Origin of the sequence: Chryseobacterium sp. S0630 (assembly GCF_024158915.1) — a bacterium.
Lineage (GTDB): Bacteria > Bacteroidota > Bacteroidia > Flavobacteriales > Weeksellaceae > Chryseobacterium.
The window spans coordinates 118,199-137,620 of the sequence record NZ_JAMZGF010000004.1 but is presented as its reverse complement, the minus strand read 5'-3'; the positions used below and the strand labels follow the sequence as shown (position 1 = coordinate 137,620).

Annotated in this window: 17 protein-coding genes and 1 tRNA gene; 1 reads left to right on the top strand and 17 read right to left on the bottom strand. The window is 36.5% G+C overall.

What is annotated here, in order from left to right; genetic code table 11:
- Positions 1–3 precede the first annotated feature (3 nt).
- The 12 genes from NK356_RS03130 to tuf form a co-directional block, all read right to left on the bottom strand.
- Complete coding sequence (locus tag NK356_RS03130) at positions 4–1,137, bottom strand: hypothetical protein (RefSeq protein ID WP_253316229.1); 1,134 nt, start codon at positions 1,135–1,137, stop codon at positions 4–6.
- A gap of 873 nt (positions 1,138–2,010) precedes the next feature.
- The gene (gene rplL / locus NK356_RS03125; protein ID WP_034693192.1) at positions 2,011–2,376 is read right to left on the bottom strand and encodes a 50S ribosomal protein L7/L12; all 366 of its coding nucleotides are present in this window, start codon (positions 2,374–2,376) and stop codon (positions 2,011–2,013) included.
- A gap of 46 nt (positions 2,377–2,422) precedes the next feature.
- A complete protein-coding gene (gene rplJ / locus NK356_RS03120; RefSeq protein WP_034693190.1) occupies positions 2,423–3,010 on the bottom strand; it encodes a 50S ribosomal protein L10 in 588 nt (195 codons plus the stop codon).
- A 17-nt stretch (positions 3,011–3,027) separates the two neighbouring features.
- Positions 3,028–3,720, bottom strand: coding sequence for a 50S ribosomal protein L1 (gene rplA / locus NK356_RS03115; RefSeq protein WP_002976422.1), 693 nt, complete (start codon positions 3,718–3,720; stop codon positions 3,028–3,030).
- Between the two features lie 11 nt (positions 3,721–3,731).
- Positions 3,732–4,175 carry a 50S ribosomal protein L11 gene (gene rplK / locus NK356_RS03110; RefSeq protein WP_034693187.1) on the bottom strand — a complete coding sequence of 148 codons (444 nt, stop codon included), beginning with the start codon at positions 4,173–4,175 and terminating at the stop codon, positions 3,732–3,734.
- Between the two features lie 270 nt (positions 4,176–4,445).
- Complete coding sequence (locus tag NK356_RS03105) at positions 4,446–5,114, bottom strand: hypothetical protein (protein ID WP_253316228.1); 669 nt, start codon at positions 5,112–5,114, stop codon at positions 4,446–4,448.
- Between the two features lie 7 nt (positions 5,115–5,121).
- Positions 5,122–5,769, bottom strand: coding sequence for a hypothetical protein (locus NK356_RS03100; protein ID WP_034693182.1), 648 nt, complete (start codon positions 5,767–5,769; stop codon positions 5,122–5,124).
- 13 nt (positions 5,770–5,782) lie between these two features.
- Positions 5,783–6,403 carry a hypothetical protein gene (locus NK356_RS03095; RefSeq protein ID WP_034693179.1) on the bottom strand — a complete coding sequence of 207 codons (621 nt, stop codon included), beginning with the start codon at positions 6,401–6,403 and terminating at the stop codon, positions 5,783–5,785.
- 503 nt (positions 6,404–6,906) lie between these two features.
- Positions 6,907–7,449, bottom strand: a complete 543-nt coding sequence (gene nusG / locus NK356_RS03090; protein ID WP_002976412.1) for a transcription termination/antitermination protein NusG — start codon at positions 7,447–7,449, stop codon at positions 6,907–6,909.
- 19 nt (positions 7,450–7,468) lie between these two features.
- Positions 7,469–7,675, bottom strand: a complete 207-nt coding sequence (gene secE / locus NK356_RS03085) for a preprotein translocase subunit SecE (RefSeq protein WP_002976410.1) — start codon at positions 7,673–7,675, stop codon at positions 7,469–7,471.
- A gap of 12 nt (positions 7,676–7,687) precedes the next feature.
- Positions 7,688–7,758, bottom strand: a tRNA-Trp gene (locus NK356_RS03080).
- Between the two features lie 64 nt (positions 7,759–7,822).
- Positions 7,823–9,010 (bottom strand): elongation factor Tu, encoded by a 1,188-nt coding sequence (tuf, locus tag NK356_RS03075; RefSeq protein WP_034693176.1) that lies wholly within the window; start codon positions 9,008–9,010, stop codon positions 7,823–7,825.
- Between the two features lie 325 nt (positions 9,011–9,335).
- Here tuf and NK356_RS03070 point away from each other — a divergent pair, with 325 nt between their 5' ends.
- On the top strand, positions 9,336–10,838 hold the full coding sequence (locus NK356_RS03070) for a DUF4394 domain-containing protein (RefSeq protein WP_253316227.1): 1,503 nt from the start codon (positions 9,336–9,338) through the stop codon (positions 10,836–10,838).
- Positions 10,839–10,924: 86 nt separating this feature from the next.
- On the opposite strand, the gene NK356_RS03065 is transcribed toward NK356_RS03070, so the two are convergent.
- From NK356_RS03065 to NK356_RS03045, 5 genes are all read right to left on the bottom strand, one after another.
- Positions 10,925–14,023: an efflux RND transporter permease subunit gene (locus NK356_RS03065; protein WP_034693171.1), complete on the bottom strand. Its 3,099-nt coding sequence runs from the start codon at positions 14,021–14,023 to the stop codon at positions 10,925–10,927.
- A 69-nt stretch (positions 14,024–14,092) separates the two neighbouring features.
- On the bottom strand, positions 14,093–15,178 hold the full coding sequence (locus tag NK356_RS03060) for an efflux RND transporter periplasmic adaptor subunit (protein ID WP_253316237.1): 1,086 nt from the start codon (positions 15,176–15,178) through the stop codon (positions 14,093–14,095).
- 4 nt (positions 15,179–15,182) lie between these two features.
- A complete protein-coding gene (locus tag NK356_RS03055; RefSeq protein WP_253316226.1) occupies positions 15,183–16,424 on the bottom strand; it encodes a TolC family protein in 1,242 nt (413 codons plus the stop codon).
- 217 nt (positions 16,425–16,641) lie between these two features.
- Positions 16,642–18,006 (bottom strand): ATP-binding protein, encoded by a 1,365-nt coding sequence (locus NK356_RS03050; RefSeq protein ID WP_034693166.1) that lies wholly within the window; start codon positions 18,004–18,006, stop codon positions 16,642–16,644.
- Positions 18,007–18,687 (bottom strand): response regulator transcription factor, encoded by a 681-nt coding sequence (locus tag NK356_RS03045; protein WP_034693163.1) that lies wholly within the window; start codon positions 18,685–18,687, stop codon positions 18,007–18,009.
- Positions 18,688–19,422 lie beyond the last annotated feature (735 nt).

Genomic DNA, 19,422 nt, shown 5'->3' with positions numbered 1-19,422 from the left:
GAATTAGTAAAGTGCCTTCCAGTTGGAACCGTTACAACCTTCATGAACTTTAGCAGTTGTATTATATCGGATTGCGCCTTCTTCAGCCGTTGTACATGTTGCATTGGCACCGGAAGCAATTCCTTTCATCTGAAGAGCTGCCCCTGTAGAAGTAGCCGCTGTAGGAGCCATATTAATTCCCAGTATGGTATCTGTTCCGTTTCCTTTATTGAAGAAAACATGTTCCTTATTAGCATACACCATTTGTCCCGCAGCAGCCTGACCTGAAAATCCTATAGCAAAAGCTTCCGTACCTGTCGCTGTATTTGCCGAACCAACCGCTATATTGTTTAATGAGGTGGTGTTTCCGCTTCCAATGGCAATCCCACCATTGTTATTGTGATTATTTCCGATGGTCAGCCCCGTGAGTCCTGTTACTGTATTCAGATTTCCAAAGACAAGGTTATTAGCACCTGTTGCTGTATTGTTATTTCCTATTACTTTAGCTCCATTATTTGCTGCATTGTTTAATCCAATAGCTACAGCCGGAAAATTTCCCTGTGCAGAAACGGTATTATCTTTTCCCAGAGCAATATTGGAGGAAGTACTGTTGGTAAGCGTATTATTTGATCCCCATGTCAATGAAGCATAAGGACCTGATGAAGAATTAGCATTTCCACCCTGCAGGGTTCCGTTAATATCCAGAATTCCTTTTACGTTTTTCTGAGTTGCCAAAACCAAGTTCTGACCGTCATTAGTTCCCAGGTAATTTCCAGTACTGATGTCTGTTCCTATGATGGCAGTACTTGCTGTAGTTCCTGAATTCCCTACTAGTCGCCAGTTTCCGCTTAAGCTACTCCATTTCGAACCGTCAAAATAATAGTAGCCTGGTGAAACAACATCCACAGTTTGTCCTGTTGGGGTAGTCTCAGCGGCTGTAACATATACGATTGCTCCGGTTTGGGCTGCAGTATAGTTTTTAGCTTTTAATTGTATTCCTGTAAGTCTTGGGGCAATCACACCGTCAAGCTTGCCTGGATTGGAAGGTGATCCTACAATATCAAAAGTTGCCTGTGGTTGATTAATATTAATCCCTACCTGAGCGAGTATTGGAAAACTTACTGATAACAGAGCGATGGTTAATAATTTGTTTTTCATTTCTAATGATGTTTGCTGTTTTTATGTAAATGTGTTTTTTTGAAAGGGCAATTCTCACGCTTTCTCATCTAAATCATAAATGAAATAACAGCTCATGCTGTAAGAAGGCGTTTAAAATTGTAAGGAATGTTATAGAATAAGGGAAAGAATCGGTTTATCGGGAATTTTGATGATAAATTTAAAACCGTCAACCAGTTTAATGGAGTTACTATAGAACTTTTTAACGTCTTTAAATATCGGGCAAGCGTTCTCCCTATATTGCTGACATGAATAGTTCCATTTATTTGATATGCCTATAAGTTTTATAGTATTAAAGAAAGGGAATTTATGTTGGGAATCTTTGTTATAAAATATATGAGTTCCATTTTGATGAGCAGAAAGACATTCGGAAACAGACCTATCATTTTTTGTTTCAGAACACTGATGAACAGAAACATCAGCTAAGTAACCCTGCAGATGATTTTTAATATCTGAATAATAAGACAACTCAGGTTTTGTTCTCATCACAGATATCAACTTAGTGTTTAATTTTCCTACAGCTGCCAGAAGCAACAAAAGTGTAATCTTATGGCCGTAGGAAAGAAAATAATTTCTATCCAATTATATTGTGTTTTTTCGATACAAATATAATATATTTTCAACCAAAATAACACTTTATTAATAAAAATTCACACTAAATAAAAAATACACTAAATAACATTAAAATATTATGTTAATTATTGAATAATATTTAATCGTAAAAAGATATATTAAAATAAGAACCAATAATATTAAAATACTGTTACAGAATAAGAATCACATTTACAAAGACTTACATACAAAAAAAAAGCCCGGGCAAATGCCCGGGCTTCTATATTTATAATAAAATTGAAATTATTTCAATTCTACTTCAGCACCAGCTTCTTCTAATTGCTTCTTAAGAGCTTCAGCTTCGTCTTTAGAAACACCTTGCTTAATTGCAGCAGGAGCTCCGTCTACGATATCTTTAGCTTCTTTAAGACCAGCACCAGTTAAATCTTTTACTAATTTAACGATAGCTAATTTAGAAGCACCTGCAGACTTAAGAATTACGTCGAATTCAGTCTTTTCTTCAGCAGCTTCACCAGCAGGACCAGCCATTACTACTGCAGCAGCAGCAGGCTCAATTCCGTACTCATCCTTAAGGATAGCAGCTAATTCGTTTACGTCTTTTACAGTTAGGTTTACTAGCGTTTCAGCTAAATTTTTTAAATCTGACATTGTTGTAATGTTTTTGTTGATTATTTATTTAATTTTTTGAGTGTAATTATTCAGCACTTGTTTCTTCAGTGCTTTCTGCAGCAGCTTCTGGAGCTTCAGCAGCAGGAGTTTCTTCTACTACAGGAGCAGCTTCTTCAGCTTGAGCTTCTACAGTTTCAGATTTGTTTTGAAGAGCAGAAACAACTCTCTGGATTGGAGACTGAAGTAATCCGATGATTTCACCGATCATTTCTTCTCTAGACTTGATGTTAGCCAACATGTCTAGGTTATTGTCACCAACATAGAAAGTTTCTTGAACAAAAGCAGACTTTAAAGCTGGCTTTTCTTCTTTCTTTCTGAATCCTTGGATCAATTTCGCAGGAGCGTTTGCTGTTTCAGCAATCATTAACGCTGAGTTTCCTTTGAAAGATGGGAACATTTCAGAGTAATCTACTCCATCAATTTGCTCCATTGCTTTTTGTAAAAGTGTATTTTTTACAACTTTCACTTTGATATTTTGCTTGAAAGCCTGTCTTCTGAAATCTGAAGATTTACCAGCGTTCAAACCTTCTAAATCTGCTACGTATACTACTTTTGCATCCTGAAGCAAATCTTTGATCTCTTGTATTGCTACAACTTTTTGGTCTTTTGTCATTGTCTTAAGGATTATTATTAGTTAACAGATTTAGTATCAATTGCAATACCTGGGCTCATTGTAGAAGACAAATAGATGCTCTTCACATAAGTTCCTTTAGCAGCAGTTGGTTTCATTTTGATCAATGTCTGGATTAATTCCTGAGCATTTTCTTTGATCTTAGCAGCATCGAAAGATACTTTACCAATACCTGCATGGATAATACCATACTTGTCTACTTTGAAATCAATTTTACCTGCTTTAACTTCAGTTACTGCTTTACCAATTTCCATTGTTACAGTTCCTGATTTAGGGTTTGGCATTAAACCTCTTGGACCTAATACTCTACCTAATGGACCTAATTTACCCATTACAGCTGGCATAGTAACGATAACGTCAACATCTGTCCAACCTTCTTTGATTTTTTGTAAATATTCGTCAAGACCTACATAGTCAGCACCAGCAGCTTTAGCTTCTGCTTCTTTATCTGGAGTTACAAGAGCTAATACTTTAACATCTTTACCAGTACCGTGAGGAAGAGATACAACACCTCTTACCATTTGGTTTGCTTTTCTTGGGTCTACACCTAATCTTACAGCGATATCTACTGAAGCATCAAACTTTGTAGTGTTCACTTCTTTTACAAGAGCTGAACCTTCTTCAAGGTTATAGATTCTTCCTTTTTCTACTTTGCTTAAAGCTTCCTTTTGCTTTTTAGTTAATTTTGCCATTTCTTTAAGTTTTAAGCGTTAGTTGGTTTAGCTCCTGTTACTCTTAATCCCATAGATCTAGCAGTACCTGCAACCATAGAAAGAGCAGAGTCCATTGTAAAACAGTTAAGATCCGCCATTTTATCTTCAGCGATTTTCTTTACTTGTTCCCAAGTTACAGAACCTACTTTGTTTCTGTTTGGTTCACCAGAACCTCCCTTGATCTTAGCTGCATCCATTAACTGGATCGCTGCAGGTGGAGTTTTAATAACGAATTCAAAAGATTTGTCTTCGTATACTGTAATTACTACAGGTAAAACTTGCCCTGGCTTATCTTGGGTTCTTCCGTTAAATTGCTTACAAAACTCCATGATGTTCACACCTGCAGAACCCAATGCTGGACCTACTGGTGGAGAAGGGTTAGCTGCGCCACCTTTCACCTGAAGCTTTACCATTTTAAAGACTTTCTTAGCCATTGTTTGTTTTTTAAATTTGAATAATTAATGAGTTTGGAAGCATTTATTATTCAGCAGGTTATGCACTCACATAACAATAAACCTACTTTTTGGACTGCAAAAGTATAAAATATTTTTGAAATAGCAAACGGAAATTGCTGATTTTTAAAAAGTTTTAGAAAAAATAAATCATTATCCTTTATTGCCTAATTTAAAATACTACCAGAAAAATAAAAACGGTTATTTGCATTAAATAACCGTTTTTAAAATATTTTTAAAAGGAAAGACTGATTAAAAACCGGAAGGTTTATTAATTGTTTTTGTAGAACCGTCATTTCCTCCAAGATCATCATAGATGTCGCTTATATTTTGCTTTTCAATCAATCTTCTGTAGGCCATCAGGTAAAGGTCAACCGTAAAGTTGTTATAAGTTCTTGATGGTGTAGTGGTATTGGTAGCAATCATTCTGCTATCCGTAAATCTTGCTCTTACGTGCCATGTTCCGTTACTTTTGAAGGCTACTACATCCGGTGATCCCTGTTTATTGTCATTCACACCATTGTCTCCGTAATCAAGCATTACGCTGGTATTTCCATCATTCAGCTTAAATGAATAGTTATGAAGTATAACCAAAAAGTTAGTGGCATCAATTTTAGTATCATAATCTGTAATTCCTGTCCCAGGTACACCGGTAAGGGTAAGCTTAAGGTAATTGAACAATCCGCTGCTTTCCAGAGCAGGATCATACAACTGTAAAGCATTCTGTGAAGTTGCTAAAAAGCTACCTCCTGTCATGGTAGGTTCTCCCGGATTTCTCAAGTACAGAGAATTCGTATATGTTTTTCCATTAACATCAAGTGTTTCTGTAGGATTAGCTGTATTCACCCCTACTTTTCCTTTCTGGGCATTTAAAAATATCCCAAGGCACATGATTATTGTGATATAAATTTTTCTTTTCATAGTTTTTTTATTGAAGCCCTAAAGGCGTATTGGTTGATACTCCCGAATATCCCGGTGAAGCAGATGCTGAAACAGAACCGTTAAAAGTTCCCCAGTCTTTCACTAATGATTTTTCAAATACATTTAGAGTAAGTGTCCAGGTTCCATTGATGGAGGAAACAGTTCCAGCTCCTTTAAAAGCCAGGTTAATAGCATGGTATTTTTTACCTCCACTGCTTACCTGTGTAATTTCAGTTGCGTAGGAACCATAAGATTTTGGGCTGGTGGTGGTATTCGCTGCCGAAACCGCTCCTGTAAAAACAGCACCAGTAATAGCCACCACATATTTACTCGCATCTAATCCTGTATTGAGATTTACCACTTCATCCTGTCTCACATTTTTCAATACAACATTATACATATTTACAGGTGCTACATTACGGAGCGATATATCCAGCAGTTTTACCTTACCTACCGGCGAAGAATCTTTTGATCGGGTAAGAAGAAGATAATTTCCGCCTGCCTTTGTATTTTCAGTATCTATTAAATAGGATTCTACTAATGTTTCCCCTTCAACGTCCAACGTTCCTTTAGGTGTTGTAGTATTTATTCCCACTTGCGCATTTATGCTTAAAGCAGCAAAACCCGTGAAGAGTATCGCAATAATTTTTTTCATATAGTTTATGTTTTTATTGAATTAATGGAGCTGTTGCAGCACCAGTACCTGCCCCACTAAGGCTTTGTGTTGAATTAAAATCTTTGGCATACGATCTGTCAAACACCAATAAGTTCAGCGTCCAGACACCTGTAGGGAAAGAATTATCAGGGGCGAATCCCTGGTAGTCTGCCTTAAGTTTCCATGTTCCTCCTGAAGAGTAGGCAAAAATCTGAGGCATTGGTGTAAGCCAGTCTGCAGAATACGTTCTTGTAGGCTGTGTAAATCCAAAGGAAGAGATTACCACCAAAAACTTGCTGGAATTAATCTTTGTGTCAAATTGATTTACCCAATCCTTGTCTGTAGGATCACAGGTAATTTTGAACTGAATAAGATTAATAGGTGCCGGTGAATTAGGTACAAAAGAATCATTGTACGCTGTAATTTTGTTTTCCGGAGCCGGAGACTTAATAATGAAAGTGTAATTCTCGTCCGCTTTCAGTTTCTCCAGAGGTTGCTTGAAAACAATTCCTGATGTCTTCATTGTACCATTTACAGTAAGTTCCTTTTCCGGTGTCGCAGTATTGATACCAACCTGCGCACTCGTGAGCACAGATGCACCCACCAGAATGATCATCGAAATAATTTTTGTCATTGGGTTATGTGTTTATATAAGACTTGTGTTTTGTTTAGCTAATCCGGATTTTATATTTATTAAAACAACATACATTGCTTATACCTCTGTAACCAGGGTATGAAATAAGAAATATAAAATTTTGTGGATTAGTTAACAGCTTGGTTGCAAGAAGTATGCCATCTGAAGGTGAATTAAGCAATTAAAAAAAACTCAATGTTTAAAAAGAAAATATGATCACTGAATGGTGATAATTAAATTAAAGCAAAGTACACTATAGAAGTAACCAACAGAGGTGTGAAATTTGAAAATCAACAAAATAATATTAATAAACTTAAAAAAACTCTAACAATAGGGAAAAAATATAAAAACTAAGTTTCAATATTTCATTATGAATTAATAGTATTATAGAACTACTTGATAATAAAGAATAAGCAATTCATCACCCAAAAAAAATTGAAAAGAATATATATGAAAAAAGACCGCTTAAAAAGCAGTCTTTTTTATATTTTATAAGTAATGTATTATACTTTTTCTACTTGCATGTAGCTTAATTCCATTGGAGTTTTTCTACCGAAGATCAATACAGAAACTTCAATTTTCTTTTTGTCTTCAAGAATCTTCTCAACTGTACCATTGAATCCGTTGAAAGGTCCGTCGATTACTTTAACGTTTTCACCTACTACATAAGGAATTTCAACATCGCTTGCAAATTCTGAAAGTTCATCCATTCTTCCAAGCATTCTGTTAACCTCTGATTTTCTCATTGGAACAGGATCTCCTCCTTTTGTTAAACTCAAGAAAGAAATAACTCCTGGGATATTTTTAATAACGTGAGGAATCTCTCCCATCAGGTCAGCTTCAATCATCAAGTAGCCAGGATAGTAAGGTCTCTCTTTAGGAACTTTTTTACCGTTTCTAATTTGGATCACCTTTTCCATAGGAATAACCACTTGAGTAACGTACTGCTCAAACCCTAGACGTTTGATTTCTGTCTCAATATAGTTTTTCACTTTATTTTCCTGTCCGCTGATTGCTTTCAGCACATACCATTTCAATTCGCTCATTATGGAAAATACTTAATTATTAATTGAACAAGTTGATTAGCATTCCTATTATGTTGCTGATTGCTTTTGAAAACAATTCATCAACTCCAAAGGTAAATAAAGCCAGAATAACTGTCGCAATAGTCACTACAATTGTAGAAGACTGAAGGTCAGCCCATTTTGGCCATTCAACTTTATGTCTGAATTCGTTATAAGAACCTTTTAAAAAATCGACAAATGAACTCATAATTTATATTTGCACGGGCACAAGGATTCGAACCCTGATCAACGGTTTTGGAGACCGGTATCCTACCATTGGACGATGCCCGTAGTTAAAAAAAGCTCCGTAAAGAGTGTTCCTTACGGAAGCTTTTTATATTGTTTTAGATGTGAATTAGTCGATGATTTCAGTTACCTGACCTGCACCTACTGTTCTACCACCTTCTCTGATCGCGAATCTAAGACCCTCGTTAAGAGCGATTGGCTGAAGTAATTCAACAGTGATTGTTAAGTTATCACCAGGCATTACCATTTCTACACCTTCTGGTAAGAAGATCTCACCTGTAACGTCAGTAGTTCTTACGTAGAACTGAGGACGGTACTTGTTGTGGAATGGAGTGTGACGTCCACCTTCTTCTTTAGAAAGGATATAAACCTCAGCTTTGAATTTTTTGTGTGGCTTAACTGAATCTTTCTTAGCGATAACCATACCTCTCTTGATGTCAGTTTTTTCAATACCTCTCAACAATAGACCTACGTTATCACCAGCTTCACCTCTGTCTAGGATTTTTCTGAACATCTCAACTCCTGTAATAGTAGAAGTTAATTTTTCATCACCCATACCTACGATATCAACTGGATCACCAGTGTTGATAACACCAGCCTCGATTCTACCAGTTGCTACAGTACCTCTACCTGTAATAGAGAATACGTCTTCGATTGGCATCAAGAATGGCTTATCCTGATCTCTAACAGGCTGCTCGATCCATGTATCAACTGCATCCATTAATTCTTCAACAGTCTTAACCCACTTCTCGTCTCCGTTAAGAGCACCAAGAGCAGATCCTTGGATCACTGGAGAGTTATCTCCGTCATATTCGTAAGTAGATAATAAATCTCTAAGTTCAAGTTCAACAAGCTCTAAAAGCTCAGCATCATCCACCATGTCAACTTTGTTCATGAAAACAACGATTCTTGGTACGTTTACCTGACGGCAAAGTAGGATGTGCTCTCTAGTTTGAGGCATTGGTCCATCAGTTGCAGCACATACTAAGATCGCTCCATCCATCTGAGCAGCACCAGTTACCATGTTCTTAACATAGTCGGCGTGACCTGGACAGTCAACGTGTGCATAGTGTCTGTTTTCAGTTTCGTACTCGATGTGAGCTGTATTAATAGTGATACCTCTTTCTTTTTCTTCTGGAGCAGAGTCAATAGCAGAGAAGTCTTTTTTCTCAGCAAGACCTTTGTTAGCTAATACACTACTGATAGCTGCAGTAAGTGTAGTTTTACCATGGTCAACGTGACCAATAGTACCAATGTTCAAGTGTGGTTTGTTACGATTAAACGTTTCCTTTGCCATGATTTAAAATTATTTATTTATTGTTTTTCAAATTTTCGGTGTGCAAATATAATGAATTTTTAAATACCAAAAACTTTTTATTAAAAAAACTTTCAATATTCTCATCCAGTGAAGGACAAACCTTATATTTAACGTATTGAGACTGCAAATTTACACATTTTTCCGAATAGAAAAAATCCTTAGAAACGTTTTATTAAAAATATAAACTATCTCGTTAATTATGAACAGGATATACACACAAAAAAATATTGATTATTACCTGTATCCATGAATCCAAGTGCTGTTTTTTCTCGTACATATAAAGATAACAACTAAAATTAATATTATGAGAAAACTATTACACATGTATTTAGCCTTGTTTGCTATTACAACATTATTTTCATGTGATCATTCAGATGAAAACAGTATGTCAGAAAATATGCCTCCGCAGGGCCCGGATCTTATGGTATATGGAATAACAGCAATGAATGAGCTGGTTTATTTTAACTCCAATAATCCAAAAACCTTCCTCTCAAAAACAGCGGTAACCGGTGTTACCTCAGGAGAAAAATTATTAAGTATAGATTTCAGACCTGCCACAGGAGAATTGTATGCATTATCCAATGCCAGCAAATTATATATCATCAATACCTCCAATGCTTCCGCAAGAACAGTAAGCTCAACAGCATTTTCCCCTATGATCTCCGGAACAATAGCTTCTATTGATTTCAATCCTACTGTTGACAGAATTCGTCTGGTAAGTAATTCCGGACAAAATCTACGCTTACATCCGGAAACCGGAGTTGTTGCTGCTACTGATATTACTATTAATGGAACAGGAAGTCCTTCAATAACAGGATTAGCCTATACCAACAGTAAGGCTGGTGCTTCTACAACCATTTTATATGATATTGATCCGATGCTGGGAAAATTATATAAACAGGATCCTCCCAACAATGGAACTTTGGTAGAGGTTGGAAGTCTTGGAACTACTTTTACAGGACAGGCTGCTTTTGACATCAAATATGATAACAGTACTGCTCTCTTAGCTTTTAATGATAAACTGCATATTCTGGATCTGAATAATGGAAAAGCAACCTCTATAGGAACTCTTCAACAAGGAATCATTGACATTGCCATTCCTACAGAACCGGTAGCTTATGCCATTGACAATTCGAATAATCTTCAGATTTTCAATCCGAATACCCCAATGCCTGTCTCCAAGACTGTGGCAGGACTACAAAGTGGTGAAAATATTTTAGGAATCGATTTCCGTCCTGCCAACGGACAATTGTATGCTTTGGGAAGTTCAAGCAGAATTTACACCATAAACTTAGGAACAGGCGCTGCCACAGCCATAGGAACAGCTCCATTTGCCACCCTCCTTTCTGGAACTGATTTTGGATTTGATTTTAACCCCACTGTTGACAGAATAAGGGTAGTAAGCAATACTGGACAAAATCTCCGACTCAATCCTAACGATGGAACTATTGCTGCTGCAGATCTCGCATTAAATCCTGGAAGTCCAATGATAAGTGCAGCCGCCTATACCAACAATTTTGCAGGAGCTACTGCTACTACTCTGCTTGTTATCGATCATAATACGGATAAATTATATCAGCAAAACCCACCCAACAACGGGACTTTAGTTGAGACAGGTTCTTTAGGAATCAATATTACCAGTGCTAATGGTTTTGATATTGGAGGCATGAGCCAGAAAGCTTATTTAATGGCTACTGTAGGTTCTTCAACAAAAATTTACACTGTAAATACAATGACAGGAGCAGCTACTTCTGTTTCTGATTACCCCAATACTGTAAAAGCTTTTGCAGTGGGGTTAGGATTTTAAACTCATCCTTTTTTTATTTCAATAATGGAGAAGCGCGGAAAACTTTGTTTTCCGCGCTTCTAACTAATATATAAATGAAAGATTAATTAAATTTGACTGAGCTTTTTTGTTCTGTTGAAGATCCAGAAGATAATCGGAAAAATAAGCAGGGTAAGCACTGTAGCTGTAATCAGTCCTCCGATAATAACAATGGCCAAAGGTTTCTGAGACTCCGATCCGATTCCTGTAGACAAGGCTGCCGGCATCAATCCGATGGAAGCCATCAATGCTGTCATAATCACGGGTCTTGTTCTGGATTTCACCCCATTTAAGATGGCGGTGTCTATATCCATTCCGTCTTTAACATTCTGATGGAACTCGGTGATGAGAATAACCCCGTTCTGGATACAAATTCCCAGAAGGGCAATCATCCCTACTCCGGCAGAGATTCCAAAATTGATTCCGGTAACATGCAATGCGATAATTCCTCCTATCAAAGCAAAAGGTACGTTCGCTAACACCAAAAGAGAATCTTTCATATTCCCAAACAGAATAAACAACAGGAAGAAAATCATCAGAATACTCACAGGTACTACCTGTGCTAACCTGTGAGAGGCACGCTGCTGGTTTTCAAACTGACCTGTCCATCCTACAGAATAGCCATCCGGAAATTCAATGGTTTCCACTTTTTTCTGGGCATCCGCAATGGTACTTCCCAAATCTCTGTCACGAATGGAGAATTTAACTCCGATATATCGCTTTATATTGTCTCTGTAGATAAATGCAGCTCCGTTATCTTTAACAATGGTACTTATTTCTTTTAAAGGAATTTTTGCTCCATCCTGTGTAGGTACCATCAAAGCAGCAATGTCATTTTCATTGGTTCTGTATTCCTGAGAATAACGAAGACGGATCGGGAATTTTCTTTCCCCGTCAAACATTTCAGAAGCTGTTTTTCCTCCAAAAGCCATTTCCAGCACAGCTTGGGCATCCGCAGGCATGACTCCGTAAGCAGCCATCTTATCTCTATCCAAAACTACGCTCACTTCCGGTTGCCCAATATTTTTAATGATTCCCGGATCTTTTACGCCTTTCACATCTTTAATCTTCAGTAAGACTTCATGGGCTAATTTATCCAGAGTTTCAAGGTTATCACCGTAGATTTTGATTCCGTTTTCAGCTTTAAAACCTGCAACGGCTTCTGCTACGTTATCCGAAATCGGCTGAGAATAGTTGAAGGTAATTCCCTGATAACTTCTAAGTTTTTTGTCTATTTCATTGATCAGTTCATCATAAGTAATCTTACGCTTCCATTCTTCTCTTGGCTTAAGATTCACCGCAAATTGTACAAATCCAAACCCGTTGGGATCAGTTCCGTCATTACTTCTTCCCGTCTGCGCAAGAACATCTGTTACTTCGGAGAAGCTCATAATGTCTTTCTTTAAAAGATCAGCTGTTTTCAGAGATTCTTTTAATGAGGAGCTCATCGGCATTTCTGCAGTAATCCACAATGAACCTTCGTTCAACTGGGGTAGAAATTCTGTTCCTAAAAATTTACCGGAAAATAAAGTAACTGCCAAGAAAGAAATCGCCACAATCATGCTCATCTTTTTATGTTTGAACGTTAAATTAAAGCCTTTCAAAACGATTCTGTCCCAGAAATTAACAAATGGGTTATTTTTTTCTCTTACGTTTTTATTTAAAAGAATATGGGAAAGAACAGGAACTAATGTTAAAGTAAATATCAACGCTCCCATTAATGCAAATCCCAATGTAAATGCCAGAGGAGAGAACATTTTTCCTTCTACTTTCTGAAATGAGAAAATAGGAATCAGAGAGGTGATGATAATTAATTTCGAAAAGAAGATTGCTTTTCCTAATCCGGTTCCGGTCTGCTTAATCCAGCCACCTTTGGCAAGTTTATTAAACTTCTCCATTCCGTACCGCTTCGCTTTATGATCGAGCATTACGAAGAGACCTTCCACCATGACGACGGCTCCGTCAATGATAATCCCGAAGTCAACCGCTCCTAACGAAAGCAGATTGGCACTCATCCCGGCCAGTTTTAAACATAAAAAGGCAAATAATAGAGACAGAGGAATGATGATGGAAACAATCAAAGTGGTTCTCCAGTCTGCCATAAAGATTAAAACAATTACCGTTACCAATACAATTCCTTCAATAAGGTTATGCATTACAGTATGCGTAGTGAAATCCATCAGATTGTCGCGGTCATAGAAAGTGACCATTTTCACATCTTTCGGAAGTACTTTTTCGTTAAGCTCTTTAATCTTAGCTTTCACTCCTACCAGAACTTCTCTTGGATTCTCTCCTTTTCTCATCACAACGATTCCTTCTACTGTATCGTCATGATGATTCAAAGCAGCCTGTCCTACTCTAGGCATAGAGCTTTCATGAACTTCTGCTACATTTTTTACCAAAACAGGGTTTCCACTGTCATTCTGAATGGTAATATTTCCGATATCTGCCACAGATTTTACCAAACCAATACCTCTTACTACATAAGCCTGGCCATTTTTTTCAATGACATCACCTCCTACATTCAGGTTACTCTTTGTTACAGCATCATATACCTGAAGCGGAGTCAGATTATATTTATCCAATGCTCTCGGATCAATACTGAGTTCAAAAACTTTATCCTGCCCTCCGAAAACGTTGATATCTGCTACACCGGGAACTCCTCTTAGAGCACGATCTATCACCCAGTTTTGCAGGGTAAGCAATGTTCGGGAATCTTTTGTTTTACTTTCCAGCGTATATCTGAAAATCTCACCGGTTGGCCCGTAGGGTGGCTGTACTTCGGGGTCTACCTCATCAGGAAGGCTAATGGTTCTTAACTGGTTATTGACCTGATTTCTGGCAAAAGTATCATCCACCCCGTCGTCAAACAGAATTTTAACAATAGAAAGCCCAAACATGGTGGTACTTCTCACACTTGTTTTTTTCTGAACCGGGCTCATCGCCAATTCGATGGGTGTCGTGACAAAACGTTCTACTTCTTCTGCACTACGTCCATTCCATTGGGTGATGATTACAATCTGGGTATTGGTTACATCCGGAAAAGCTTCAATAGGCATGTTTTTGAAACTTATAAAACCGGAGATGGCTAAAATCGCTACCCAGATAAAGGTAAATGCTTTATTTTTTAATGAAAAAGCGATTATATTTTTTATGAATTTATTCATGATAGATACATTGATGACCTAAAAAAGCCGTTAAAGAAAAATGCAAACATTCTTAATGGTTTAATAAGACTAGCTGTTCAGCGAGCGGTAGATCAGCAGCTGATTGTTGGTAATCACTTCTTCTCCTTCTTTCAGACCGTCTGCAATATAGGTGACATCACCCACCTGCTTTAATACTTTGATTTCTCTGATCTTTACATCTGTCCTGGATTTAAAAATCACCACAAAGCTTTTATTATCATCAAAGATCACAGCTTTGGATGGAACAGTAAGCGTAGAGTTGCTTTCCAGACTGGAAACTTTTATTGTGGCTTTACTGTCCGGGATTAAAAGTCCGTTGGCATTGTCCAATACTACTCTTGCCTGCATGGCGTTAGTCTGCGGATCAATAATTTTGAATATTTTATCAATTTTTCCATCAAAAACTTTGTCGGGATAAGAAAGGGTGGAAACCTGTGCCTTCATTCCAAGACTGATTTTATCAATATCAGATTCATTGACATTCATTATCGCCCATACATTGGTAGTATTGGCCACATCAAAAATATTATCACTTCTGTCACTTCTCAGCTGCATGTCTTTATTGATACTTTTCTGAACAATATATCCGCTGATAGGTGCTACCACACTGTATATGTTTCCGGTTTTCACATTATAAACCGTACTTACCGCTGCAGCTCTCTGCAATTGGTCTTCAGCTTTTTGTAACTGACTTTTAGCTTCCAGAACATCTCTTTCTGTATTAAGCTTTCCTTCGTAAAGCTCTTTTGCCACACGAAGATTATTTTTTGCCACTACCAGATCTGTTTTTGCATCGCTCACATCCTTTTGAATTTCTGCAAGCTCAGTACTCCTAATCGTAGCCAGTACTTGTCCTTTTTTTACATAGTCACCCAATTCTACATTGACACTCATCACATTTCCTCCTACTAAAGGGTATACGTCTATATAGCTGTTTTTATCTGCTGAGATTTTTCCGTAAAAGCTGTATTCATCTTCTATATTCTTTTTTTCAACTTTTGCCAGAGAAATAGAATTCAGCATCGTGTTACTGAGTTCAAATCCTTTTTTGGCATGAACATTTTTCTCTTCCTCTTTTTTGGAACAGGCCATTAATGAAAGAACCATCAATGCGGGGATAATATATGTTTTCATCATTTTAATAGAAGATTTTCGTTTGTACTAATTGATTAAGCTGTTCTGCAGACTGCATGATTTCATTTTTCATATCATAGATCTGAAGAGCTGTCTCCCTGTAACTATCCATGAAGTCTGTAAATTCAATCAGGTTTACATTTCCTTTTCTGAAATTGTTCAGCATTCCGTTATAAACAAGCTCCATATTCTGAAGGTCTGTAGTTTTCACATCCAGAAGCTGGTCGTATTGTGCTTTCCAGGTTTTATAGGCAGATTGGACTTTAGTTTCCAGAGTTAGTTTTTGAAAGTCTGCATTTTTCTGATTCTGCTGAATGGCATAATTTGCTTTTACAACATTTCCCTGATTGGCTTTCCATAGCGGCAAAGGAATTCCTAAAGTCAAATTTGCTTCGTTATTGAAGGTTCCTCCTGCCTGGTCCCATGCAGCGCCTACGGTAACATCCGGTACATTCAATGATTTCTGCCACTGTGCATACAGCTTACTGTTATCAATAAGTTTCAAATTATATCGGTAATCTGCATTATTTTCCAGGGCTTTGCTTTTCAGTTCTTCTTCATCACCGAAAGGCTGTGCCACCAAAGCTTCTTTAGCTTCGGTTTCAGACATCGTAGGTTCTATCTCTTCAGTAACTCCTGTCAGAACTTTCAGATTCTGTTCAAAATCAAGAATATTTTTATTGATCTCCAGTTTATCATGATTCAGCTGGATTACAATACTCTGCAGCCTTACTGCGTCTTTAAGGGAAACATTTCCTTTTGCTGACTGCACACGATAGGCGTTTAAAAGATCATTCATATACCCTAGCTGCCTGTTGGTATTCTCAAGCTTTAGTTTTTCGTAGTAAAGATTGAAATAGGTAGAACGGAGCTGAGATCTTAAATCTACCAGCAATTGTGAAAACTGAAGTTGAGCAAGCTCTTTATTGGACTTGGCAAAAGCAATTTCATTTTTCTTTTTACCACCCATGTAAATCAATTGAGTAATACCCGCTCCTTTAGAATGTCCTACATCAAAAAACTTTTTGTCTTGAGGATTATAAGCGTTGAATTGCCCGCTTAATTGTGGTAATTCCCAGATTTTAGCCTGCAGAATATCCGCATCAGCCATATTGATGTTGTATTGTTCGGCGAGCAGTTGGAGGTTGTTCTTCTGGAAAGCTTCTTCGCAATCCAAAAGAGACATCTGCTGTTGTGCCGCCATGAATGAGGAAACGGCGAGGCACAGCACTGCAATTCTGTTCATTATTTTTCTTTTTAAATTACAAAATTGCTTTGATGCTATTAAAAGAAACTTAAATGACGCTTAAAAAAATATTAAAATAGGCTTGAGCAGGCTGTTTCTACAACAAACCACAACATGAAATCAGTAAATTTTTCTCCAACTATTGAATTTTTATTAAAAAATTTAATCGGAAGTTTAACAAAAAAGCAACTGTTTTTCATATCAGTTGCTTTTCATTTTATTTTTTAAAAAATAGTGTAAACTTATTCATATACTCTTCAGGTGAAGAATATATAATATCTGCATCATGATATTCCAGAATCCTTTTGACGATTCTAAGACCTAATCCTGACCCGGCTATATTCTGTGCGTTATTTCCTCTCGTGAAAGCTTCAAAAAGTTTAGCCTGCTCATCTTCAGAAATAGTATTACCATGGGAAATAACTTCGATGGAAAGATTATCATTGGTTTCAGTGATCAGAACATTCACTTCTGTATTATCTGAATACACCGCTGCATTTTTAAACAAGTTGATAAATACAATTACCAATAGTGACTGAATTCCTTTTATAGTCAGAAAAGCATTTTCAGAACTTTCTTCATTGATCAGAAAATCCAGCTTAAGTTGTGGATAACTTTTTTCCACCGCTTCAAAAGCTTCAAAAATGACTTCATCGATTCTTACTTCCTCATAAATACTCTGGATATTTTCTTTATCAAACTTGGTAAGCAGTAAAAGTGAATTTGTCAGATCCGACAGCTGGTATACATCTCTCTGGATTTGTTTTAAAGAAGACAGAGTTTCCGGAGAATGTTCTTCAAACTTAATAAGGTTTTCCAGCTGAAATGCCATTCTTGTAATAGGAGTTCTGATCTCATGCGAAGCACTGGCTGTAAAATCTTTTTGTGACTGAAATACATCATCCAGCCTTCCAATCATTGTATTAAAGGATTTTGCAAGAACACTTACTTCATCATTGGATTGCTCTACCGGAATCTGTGTGGTGAGTTTATGAGCCGTAACTTCAGAGATTTCTTTGTTCAGATCTTCCAGAGGACGGAGGAACTTTTCCACAAAATAATAGCTGAAGAAACCAATAAGCATGGTGCTCATCACATAAGCTGTAATCAAAAGATATTTAAGATATCCCAATTTGGATTTCCCATTGGTATCAAAAGCACTTGTAAGGATATAATAATTTTCGCCGTTGATATTCCTAAGTGCTGCATAGATTTCCGGAACGGTCTTTTCTGTATAGATAATCTTCTTTTTATCCAGCTCCTTAAGCATGGCACTATCCCAGATGACATTTCGGTCTTTGATCGTACTGTAGATCAATTCTTTTTTCTCATTGAAAATTAAAATCTTTTCATTCAAAAGAATGTTATCTGAATTTTCATTGAAAAAAACGGGTGCTTCCTCTTCAAAGTCTTTGGATTTTGAGATGAAATGAGAAGTAAATTCAAGTCTCTGCCTGAATCTTTCTTTAAACTCATCTCTTCTGAAATCATTAAAAGATAAATAAATGACCGCCATCACCATTCCAAATAATAATGAAAAGGCAATACTTATCGTTAAAGCGATCTTTCTTTTTAAAGACATTTATAATGGGCTTAGATAGTATCCAAAACCTGAACGGGTGTGGATCAGTTTTATTTTAAAATCTTTATCGATCTTCTTCCTCAGGAAATTGATATAAACTTCTACGGTGTTAGTATTCGTGTTAAAATTATGTTCCCAGACATGTTCTGTGATCTGTTGCTTGGAAACGGTTCTTCCTTGTGCTTCTGCAAGATAAACCAGAAGTTGGAATTCTTTTAGGGTAAGGGCTATCTCATTACCTCCACGATAAACTTTCTGTTCGGTTTTATTGATAATAAGGTCATCAATTCTTAAAATATCCTGATCTGAACTATCAGAAGGCGCTTTTCTCCTCAGCAATGAATTGATTCTTAGCAGAAGTTCCTCAAACTGGAATGGCTTTACAAGATAATCATCAGCCAGCCTGGTGAAGGCATCTTTTTTATCAGAGATATCTCCATAGGCAGAGATGATAATGATAGGAGTATTTTTGTCAAAAGAACGGATCGTTTGACAGACATCCAGTCCATTTATTTTAGGAACATTAATATCTAGTAAGTACAGATCATAAGTACTATTTTTTATCTGACGAAGAAAAGTCTCTCCGTCATAGATCTTATCACAGTTAAAATTATTTGATTCTAAAAATCTGCACAATTCTGCAGACAGAATGAGATCATCTTCCAGTAAAAGAATATTCATCAAAAATTTATTTTACACGAATTTAAAGAAAATTTTCAGGAGTTTAAGAAAGTATAAATAAAAATACAAGTTTCAGGGTTGGTTATTAATTAAATTGAATAAAAAACCAAACTGACAGTGTCTTACCTGAAAAATTGATAAGATCAGTACAATCATAAGGCTTATAAACAATTCTTTGTTTAGCGTTATTCTACTCTCTTCCAGTTTTCGGATGGGCAAAATAGATGTTAAAAATAATAACAACATCATAAAGTGTATATGAAGCCATCTTCCCCAATCTAGGGCAATAATAAATAATGGGATTGTGATGATACAACATAATGTGAATCCTAATAAAATCTTTTTACTGTTTGGTGTTTTAATACTTATATAATAAGCAAATACCGCAAAAATTATAACAAAACTGATTCCGTATAAGCCATAGTCTGAAATCTTCGATATAATCTGAGCTACGATATCTAAATTCTCATCCCATGTAAAAATATTATCACCTGACAAGAGTACACCTCTTTGTTCCAATATCTGCAAAGATTTTCCATTATTAATTTTTGACCCTATAAAAGAGAAAAGAAACATTGGTATAATACAGACTGTTAAATATATTAAACTTCGTTTCAGCTTATATTTAACATCAAAATAAAACAATGAAAATATAAAATAAGGTATATAAAAAATGATTATTTCATGGAAGAATGAAAACAAAAATATAAACCCAATAATTAATACTTCTGTTTT

Coding starts and splice junctions, on each gene's coding strand:
- NK356_RS03065 (WP_034693171.1), bottom strand. CDS start 14,023: ATGAATAAATTCATAAAAAATATAATCGCTTTTTCATTAAAAAATAAA.
- nusG (WP_002976412.1), bottom strand. CDS start 7,449: ATGAGCGAATTGAAATGGTATGTGCTGAAAGCAATCAGCGGACAGGAA.
- rplK (WP_034693187.1), bottom strand. CDS start 4,175: ATGGCTAAGAAAGTCTTTAAAATGGTAAAGCTTCAGGTGAAAGGTGGC.
- rplJ (WP_034693190.1), bottom strand. CDS start 3,010: ATGACAAAAGACCAAAAAGTTGTAGCAATACAAGAGATCAAAGATTTG.
- rplA (WP_002976422.1), bottom strand. CDS start 3,720: ATGGCAAAATTAACTAAAAAGCAAAAGGAAGCTTTAAGCAAAGTAGAA.
- NK356_RS03070 (WP_253316227.1), top strand. CDS start 9,336: ATGAGAAAACTATTACACATGTATTTAGCCTTGTTTGCTATTACAACA.
- NK356_RS03045 (WP_034693163.1), bottom strand. CDS start 18,687: ATGAATATTCTTTTACTGGAAGATGATCTCATTCTGTCTGCAGAATTG.
- NK356_RS03095 (WP_034693179.1), bottom strand. CDS start 6,403: ATGACAAAAATTATTTCGATGATCATTCTGGTGGGTGCATCTGTGCTC.
- NK356_RS03130 (WP_253316229.1), bottom strand. CDS start 1,137: ATGAAAAACAAATTATTAACCATCGCTCTGTTATCAGTAAGTTTTCCA.
- NK356_RS03100 (WP_034693182.1), bottom strand. CDS start 5,769: ATGAAAAAAATTATTGCGATACTCTTCACGGGTTTTGCTGCTTTAAGC.
- NK356_RS03055 (WP_253316226.1), bottom strand. CDS start 16,424: ATGAACAGAATTGCAGTGCTGTGCCTCGCCGTTTCCTCATTCATGGCG.
- NK356_RS03060 (WP_253316237.1), bottom strand. CDS start 15,178: ATGAAAACATATATTATCCCCGCATTGATGGTTCTTTCATTAATGGCC.
- secE (WP_002976410.1), bottom strand. CDS start 7,675: ATGAGTTCATTTGTCGATTTTTTAAAAGGTTCTTATAACGAATTCAGA.
- rplL (WP_034693192.1), bottom strand. CDS start 2,376: ATGTCAGATTTAAAAAATTTAGCTGAAACGCTAGTAAACCTAACTGTA.
- NK356_RS03050 (WP_034693166.1), bottom strand. CDS start 18,006: ATGTCTTTAAAAAGAAAGATCGCTTTAACGATAAGTATTGCCTTTTCA.
- tuf (WP_034693176.1), bottom strand. CDS start 9,010: ATGGCAAAGGAAACGTTTAATCGTAACAAACCACACTTGAACATTGGT.
- NK356_RS03105 (WP_253316228.1), bottom strand. CDS start 5,114: ATGAAAAGAAAAATTTATATCACAATAATCATGTGCCTTGGGATATTT.